This window comes from Actinoplanes sp. NPDC026670 (assembly GCF_040638175.1).
GTDB lineage: Bacteria > Actinomycetota > Actinomycetes > Mycobacteriales > Micromonosporaceae > Actinoplanes.
Genome location: NZ_JBEZXU010000211.1, coordinates 1 through 1,129 on the forward strand (window position 1 = coordinate 1; position 1,129 = coordinate 1,129).

2 protein-coding genes are annotated in these 1,129 nt (G+C 71.0%); both read right to left on the minus strand.

The features are described from left to right. Nucleotides 1-246: hypothetical protein (locus tag AB0E94_RS53165; protein ID WP_360344654.1), on the minus strand; the 246-nt coding region annotated here is incomplete at its 3' end. Beyond that, nucleotides 243-584, minus strand: a complete 342-nt coding sequence (locus tag AB0E94_RS53170) for a hypothetical protein (RefSeq protein ID WP_360344657.1) — start codon at nucleotides 582-584, stop codon at nucleotides 243-245. The genes AB0E94_RS53170 and AB0E94_RS53165, both read right to left, overlap by 4 nt. Between the last annotated feature and the right edge of the window lie 545 nt (nucleotides 585-1,129).

The following is a 1,129-nucleotide window of genomic DNA, read 5'->3' on the forward strand; positions in this document are numbered from 1 at the left end:
CTGGGCGACGTTGGTGTCATCACCACGGCGGTGCGCCAGGGCCATCTTCGCCGCGCTGTAGAGGATCCCACCGACGCACGCCGCCGTGGCGAACCAGGCGATCCACTGGAGGATTTCCAGGACGTTGGTCGACACCACCCCGGGGGGCGCCACACCGCCGCCGGGGTTCGGTACCCCGCCGCCAGGCGCGGGGGTGGGGGCGGCCAGGAGTTGCTCCAGGAGGGGTTGGAGGTCTGTGAGCGTCATCGTGTCTCTCTCGGGGTTGTGTGCGTCGTCTGCGTCAGTGCGTGGCGTAGCGCGTCGACGTCGGGAGGGGTGCCGACGTCACGCGGGTCGTCGGCGGACAGGAGCGCGTCGACCCAGCCGACGCGCCACACCCGTGGCGCCCACCCGCTGAGCAGGTGCAGTCGTTCGGTGGCGATACGCGGCGGCCGGCGTGGGCTGGCGGCGACGGCGACCACGCCCAGCACCGTCGTCGTGCCGGACATGCCCGCGCGGCGACGCCACTGCTCGATGGCGCCGGTGGCCGCCCACATGCCGTGGGCGGACAGTCGGCAGACCAGCACCACCTGGGCGGGTGGCATTGCTGGTGTCGTCAGTGGCCAAGCCCGCCCGAAATCCGCTCCGACGTTGACGAGTCGGGCCAGGGTGCTCGTGCCGGCACCACCGTGGCACCCGACCCACCAGATCGGCGGCCATGGCTTCTGGAGATTCGCTGGAATCACCGCGGATGGCAGCGGCGGCGCGGTTCCGAGGCGCGTGCGGTGCGCGGCGACAACGCTTGTTTTCACCGCCGTCGTTCCTGTCGCGCGCAGACACTCCCCGTCATGCGATGCCTCCCCCGTGTGTCAAGGTCACCGACGAGTAGCCGACAGTAGCACCGTGTTTCTCAGTGGATCTATGGTGATTGCTCTGCCGCGACAGGGACGCGAATGGCAGTACGGGGGAGGCGTCATATGGCACGCAGAGGGGGCGCATCCGCGCGCATCAATGGGGCTGGGTGGCTGGTTCGGGCGGTGCTGAGCGCTGCGGTGTCGGCTGTGGCGTTGGGAGGGTGCGGCGCGGCGGCCGAGTCGGGCACGCCAGCACCGGACCGCAGCGGCCCGGTGTATCCGACGGCCGGCGCGGT